Source organism: Terrihabitans rhizophilus (assembly GCF_033898525.1).
Taxonomy (GTDB): domain Bacteria; phylum Pseudomonadota; class Alphaproteobacteria; order Rhizobiales; family Methylopilaceae; genus Flaviflagellibacter; species Flaviflagellibacter rhizophilus.
This window is the reverse complement of sequence record NZ_JAXAFJ010000005.1, coordinates 220552-226551: the sequence shown is the minus strand read 5'-3', so window position 1 is coordinate 226551 and position 6000 is coordinate 220552. Positions and strand designations below refer to the sequence as shown.

4 protein-coding genes are annotated in these 6000 nt (G+C 65.7%); 1 reads left to right on the top strand and 3 read right to left on the bottom strand.

Annotated elements, in window-relative coordinates:
* Positions 1 to 280 precede the first annotated feature (280 nt).
* Entirely contained in the window at positions 281 to 2200 is a 1920-nt protein-coding gene (locus tag SCD90_RS10635) for a M23 family metallopeptidase (RefSeq protein WP_319844655.1), read from the top strand.
* Here the strand turns inward: SCD90_RS10635 and SCD90_RS10630 are convergent, their stop codons facing one another.
* From SCD90_RS10630 to SCD90_RS10620, 3 genes are all read right to left on the bottom strand, one after another.
* Entirely contained in the window at positions 2201 to 2614 is a 414-nt protein-coding gene (locus SCD90_RS10630; protein ID WP_319844654.1) for a group III truncated hemoglobin, read from the bottom strand.
* A gap of 28 nt (positions 2615 to 2642) precedes the next feature.
* The gene (gene clpB / locus SCD90_RS10625; RefSeq protein WP_319844653.1) at positions 2643 to 5258 is read right to left on the bottom strand and encodes an ATP-dependent chaperone ClpB; all 2616 of its coding nucleotides are present in this window, start codon (positions 5256 to 5258) and stop codon (positions 2643 to 2645) included.
* Between the two features lie 143 nt (positions 5259 to 5401).
* The gene (locus SCD90_RS10620; protein ID WP_319844652.1) at positions 5402 to 5998 is read right to left on the bottom strand and encodes a hypothetical protein; all 597 of its coding nucleotides are present in this window, start codon (positions 5996 to 5998) and stop codon (positions 5402 to 5404) included.
* Between the last annotated feature and the right edge of the window lie 2 nt (positions 5999 to 6000).

Below are 6000 nucleotides of genomic sequence, written 5' to 3'. Positions count from 1 at the left end.
TGAAGAACCAGTGAAGCGCTCAGCGGCGCCCCGTCCGGTGTGAGGGGGTTATAGGCCCGCCCGGCTTTCCGGGTCAACACCTTTTTCGAGAAAAATGACGTCTGGACGACAAACCGGCCGCCCGAGCCCCTGGCGCCAACCTCTTTGCGCCCTCTGCCAAGCCTCCCTATAAACAGGTGCATTCGCTCTCGCGCGGCCGAGGTCGCATTGAGGCCATATTGATTTCCGCTAGTCTGGCGACGCGCCCCCTCGCGGGCGTGGCAGCTGCAGGAGTTCCGGATTGCTGACCCGCGCCCACAAGGACGTACATTCCCGCGCGCGGGTGATCGAGATCGGGGACGAGCCCCCTCTCAGGCTGGATGGTGGCACGGCTGGTGTGAGCAGCCGGCATGTCAATCTTCGCTGGCTGGCGGGCACGTCTCTCGGCGGCGTCCTGGCAGCCGGCCTTCTGGGCGCAGCCATCCTTACCTCCATGAACGGCGCCTACCGGCTCGCCGAGGCGCCGGGCTTCATGCCGCGATGGGAGCCCGGCGCCAGCGATCCTCGCAGTTCCAACACTCCCCGCAAGGGCGACCGCATCGTTGCCGCACCGGTTGATGCGAACCGCCAGATCCTGCGGATTTCGACAAGCACGAAGGTTGGCGACCGCGAGACCGTGAAGACGCGGCCGGTGACGCGCATCGGGTCCGGGCTGATGATGTCCGGAGTCGATACGAACATTCCCGCCTTCAATCCCACCGCCATGTTCGGGGACGACGGCCCGGCGGCCTCGACCGAGGCAGACGCCTCCCCGGCCGAAGACGGCGACATCTCCTTCGTGGTGCGCAATCTCGCCGAGATCGATGCGGATCTAAGCTCGGGCCCCACCATTCCGCTGGAACAGGTGGTTGCCAATGTGCGCGACGTCGGCGTGATCGAAGCGGTGCAGAGCACGGCCTTCCAGGCGCTTGGCGGCACGCAGCCGGAACTTGCCTCGCTCGACGCCAGTGCGCCTCTGCCCAACCTCACTGTCATCACAAAGAAGCCCCGGGAGGAAACCAGCGGGAATGAAGGTGAGCGCACCATCATCGCTTCCCAGGGTGAGACGCTCGACCAGCTGCTTGTGGCGCAAGGTGTTTCGGCTGCCGATGCCCGAGACATCACGGCCGCGTTCGGTGCCCCGTCCGGCTACGGAACGGCAAGCCTCGTGACCGGGCAGACGGTGAAACTTCTGGTCGCCCGGGTGGGCGTGCGCGAGCAGCCCGTCCGCGTGATCATCGAATCCGGCACATCGCAATCCATCGTGGCCTTGTCCGACACGGGTGGATATGTGGCCGTCGCGGACGCGCCGGAGATCGTCGAGGAAGGGCCGGCCCTCGCGGAGGAGACCGGCGGATCGGGCCTCTCTCTCTACCAGGCGTTCTATGGAACCGCGCGGCAGCGCAACGTGCCCGAGCCAGTGCTGAAGGAGATGGTCCGCGTCTTCAGCAATGATGTGGATTTCCAGCGAAAAGCCGGGCGCGCCGACCGGTTCGAGGTCCTGTTCGCAAGCGACGAGAACGGCGCGGTGGATGGACCTCCCGAGATCATGTTCGCCTCGCTGGCGACCGCAGGCGATGTCCGGCGTTATTACCGCTACCAGTTGCCGGACGGCGGCTTCGACTTCTTCGACGAGAATGGCCGGTCCGCGCGCAAGTTCCTGATGCGCAAGCCGGTCTCGGCAGGTGTGATGCGCTCGGGCTTCGGCATGCGCCGCCACCCCATTCTCGGCTTCTCCAAGATGCACACGGGCGTCGACTGGTCCGCACCTCGCGGCACGCCGATCTATGCCGCCGGCAATGGCGTGATCAAGCAGGCGGCCCGGTCGAGCGGGTATGGCAACCAGATCAAGATCCAGCATGCGAACGGCTATGAGACCGCTTATGCGCATATGACCAGCTTTGCGCGCGGCATGAAGGTCGGCACGCGGGTGCGCCAAGGCCAGTTGGTGGGCTATGTCGGCTCGACCGGTCTTTCCACAGGCCCGCATCTGCACTTCGAGGTGCTGGTGAACGGGCGCTTCGTGAACCCGATGCGCATCAAGGTTCCGCGCGGCCGCGAGCTCGAGGGACAGGCTCTCGCCGAGTTCCAGCGGGAGCGTGAACGGATCGACGGCATTGTCGGCCGCCCGGCGTCGGGCACGCAGCTGACCTCGGTCAGCGCCAAGGACGAAGGCGGCTGATCAGCGCGCCACGGTCCGGTGGCGAGGCCCTCGGATCTCGCCGCGTTGCGCGGCCAGACCGAACTCGAAGCTGTCGGCGATCTGCCGTGCCCGCGACAGGAAGATCTCCGCGACGGGCGGCTCCAGTTCCTCGCGTGCCGTCTGTTCGAACAGTGCCAGCCAGCGATCGAAGTGCCTGTCCTCGATCGGCAAAGTGAGGTGAGCGCGCATCGGGCGCCCTTCATAGCGCCGCGTGCGCAGCACCACCGAGGACCAGAAGTCGCAAAGATTTGCGAGATGCTCGTCCCAGTTCGTCACCCGCTCGTTGAAGACGGGCCCGATCAGGTCGTCCTGCCGGACCCGTCCGTAGAAGCGGTGCACGAGCCTCTGGATATCCTCCTCACCTAGATCGAGGTGGGCTGCCGGATCGCTCATGTCCTGCTCCAGGGCTCGTGGGGTACGGTCAATGGACCGTACCCGGCTGTTCGAAGACCGCCGCCCCGCTCCCGTCATCCAGCACGAGACGATCGCCATTTGCGAGGATCCGGATGGTCGATCCGTCGTGGACCTCCCCCCGGAGAATCGCGTCGGCAAGCTCATCCTGCACGTTGCGCTGGATGACGCGCTTCAGAGGCCGCGCGCCGTAGGCAGGATCGTAGCCCTTCTCGGCCAGCCATTCCCGGGCGGAGTCCGCAAGCTCAACCGTGATCTTGCGATCCTCCAGCAGCTTCCGTAGCCGGCCCATCTGGATGTCGACGATAGCCGCCATCTGGGAGCGTTGCAGCCTGTGGAACAGCAGCACGTCGTCCAGCCTGTTCAGGAACTCCGGACGGAACGCACCGCGCACCACGGCCATCACCGGTTCTCGCACGGCCTCGACGTCCTCCCCCTCCGGCTGAGCCGCGAGGAATTCGGATCCGAGGTTTGAGGTGAGGATGATGAGCGTGTTGCGGAAGTCCACCGTGCGCCCCTGCCCGTCGGTCAGCCGGCCATCGTCGAGCACCTGCAGCAGGACGTTAAACACGTCCGGATGGGCTTTCTCGATCTCGTCGAACAGCACGACCTGGTAGGGCCTGCGCCGGACGGCCTCCGTCAGCACGCCGCCCTCCTCATAGCCGACATAGCCGGGAGGAGCGCCGATGAGGCGGGCGACGGAGTGCTTCTCCATGAACTCGGACATATCGAGCCGGACCATGGCCGTGTCGTCGTCGAACAGGAAGTCCGCCAGCGCCTTTGTCAGCTCGGTCTTGCCGACACCGGTCGGGCCGAGGAAGAGGAACGAACCAATGGGACGATTTGGATCCTGAAGACCCGCACGCGCCCGGCGTACCGCGGTCGACACCGACCGGACCGCCTCCTCCTGCCCGATGACGCGGCGTCCGATCTCCGTTTCCATGCGCAGAAGCTTGGCCCGCTCGCCCTCGAGCATCTTGTCCACCGGAACGCCGGTCCAGCGGGAGACGACGCCGGCAATGTGATCGGGCGTGACGACTTCTTCCACCGTCGAGCGAGCGTCGCCGGCATCGTCGAGCTCCGCGACCTCTCGCTCCAGACGCGGAATGATGCCGTAGGCCAGTTCGCCCGCCTTTGCGAGGTCACCCCGGCGCTGAGCCTGCTCCAGATCGATCCGGGCCTGGTCGAGCTCCGTCTTGATCTGCTGCGAGCGGCCGAGACGGTCCTTCTCCCCTTTCCACTTGCCGGTGAGGGACGTCGACTGTTCCTCAAGGTTCGCCAGTTCGGATTCAAGCGCCTGCAGCCGGTCCCTGGAAGCCGCGTCCGTCTCCTTGCGCAAGGCCTCTCGCTCGATCTTCAGCTGCATGATGCGGCGGTCGAGTTCGTCCAACGCCTCCGGCTTCGAATCGATCTGCATGCGCAGCCGCGACGAGGCCTCGTCCATGAGATCGATTGCCTTGTCCGGCAGGAAGCGATCGGTGATGTAGCGGTTCGAGAGGGCCGCGGCCGCGACCAGCGCCGCATCCGCAATGCGGACGCCATGGTGCAGCTCGTACTTCTCCTTCAGGCCGCGCAGGATGGAGATCGTGTCCTCCACGGTCGGCTCCTGAACGAAGACGGGCTGGAATCGGCGGGCGAGCGCGGCATCTTTCTCCACATGCTTGCGGTACTCGTCGAGCGTGGTGGCACCGACGCAGTGCAATTCGCCACGCGCAAGCGCCGGCTTCAACAGGTTGGAGGCGTCCATCGCGCCATCCGCTTTTCCCGCGCCGACAAGCGTGTGCATCTCATCGATGAACAGCACGATCTCGCCGGCTGCATCGGTGACCTCCTGCAGCACGCTTTTCAGCCGCTCCTCGAACTCGCCTCGATATTTGGCGCCGGCGATAAGGGAGCCCATGTCGAGGGCCAGCAGCTTCTTGTCGCGCAGGCTCTCCGGCACATCGCCGTTGACGATGCGCTGGGCCAAGCCTTCGACGATGGCGGTCTTGCCGACACCCGGCTCGCCGATGAGGACAGGATTGTTCTTCGTGCGCCGTGCCAGGACCTGGATGGTGCGGCGGATCTCCTCGTCGCGGCCGATCACGGGATCGACCTTTCCGTCGCGAGCCGCCTGGGTCAGGTCGCGCGCATAGCGCTTCAGCGCGTCATAAGCGTTCTCGGCGCTGGCGGAATCGGCCGTGCGGCCCTTGCGCAGGTCTTCGATGGCGCTGTTCAGCGCCTGCGGGGTAGCACCGGCCCGAGCCAGCGCCTTGCCGGCTTCCGTTTCCTTTTCCACGGCAAGTGCGAGCAGCAGGCGCTCGACCGTGACGAAAGCGTCGCCAGCTTTCTGCGCCGCATCTTCGGCCGCCTGGAATACCCGCGCGGTCGTGGCCGCCATGTAGAGTTGGCCCGAGCCACCCTGAACCTTCGGCAGCTTTGTCAGCGCCGTCTCGGTCTCGACCAAGGCCTCTCGCGAGCGCCCGCCCGCCCGGTCGATCAGACCGGCGGCAAGCCCTTCGGGATCATCCAGCAGAACCTTTAGCACATGCTCCGGCAGGAACTGCTGGTGTCCTTCCCGCAGCGCGAGCCCTTGCGCCGCCTGCAGGAAGCCGCGCACCCGCTCCGTATATTTCTCGACGTTCATACCTGAACCCTTCCCGCCGTCTCCAGAGACCGGCGTCTTCTGCCATTCCCGCGCGGAGCGATCCTCCGAGCGAGGCGCGGCCCTCGTGAGGCACCGCTGGGGCAGAGATAGTGTTGCCAATCGGCAACAAAAGGGGGGATGCGCTAATTCGATCGACCGGAAGGAAGCTCAAGCGCCGCGGTCCACTGCTCCTCGCGCGAGGCAAACGCCGCCATGAACTGTTCCGTCAGGCCGGGCGTATCGTTCCGCATCAGGCGGATCGCGAGTTCTGCGCTGAAGACGTTCGGGATGTGGGCCAATCGCGCATCCGTGCTCTCCGGCACAACGATCCCGTCACGCGCCAGAAGGCCGACGAGCCTCAGCCGCGTGTCGGGCCATGTCCAGCCCACGCGCTCATAGAGCCAGTTTGCGGCCGCGACGCCCGCGAGGTTGTTGCGCATATCCTTGTAGGATTCCTGCGAGTAGTCGGGCTGGTGCTTCACATAGCGCTCGACGCGCTCATTGGCCTCGCCGAACCAGAGGGTGGCACCTGCCGCTGCCTCGTGGCCGAACACGGGCCGCATGGCGGAGTAGATCTCGGCCGAGGCATAGGCGTGCTTGATGGCGTTGTGGTCGTCGGGCGAGAGGCCGGAACGCCGGATCTCATAGGAGGCTGCGTGCGCGAAGGCCGAATAGCCGAGCACCGCAAACAGCAGCGGCACCGCTGCAAGCACAAGCACCAGCACCAACGGCTTGATCATCC

Excerpts from the sequence above, each read along its gene's own strand:
- clpB (WP_319844653.1), bottom strand. The coding sequence starts at position 5,258 with ATGAACGTCGAGAAATATACGGAGCGGGTGCGCGGCTTCCTGCAGGCG.
- SCD90_RS10620 (WP_319844652.1), bottom strand. The coding sequence starts at position 5,998 with ATGATCAAGCCGTTGGTGCTGGTGCTTGTGCTTGCAGCGGTGCCGCTG.
- SCD90_RS10630 (WP_319844654.1), bottom strand. The coding sequence starts at position 2,614 with ATGAGCGATCCGGCAGCCCACCTCGATCTAGGTGAGGAGGATATCCAG.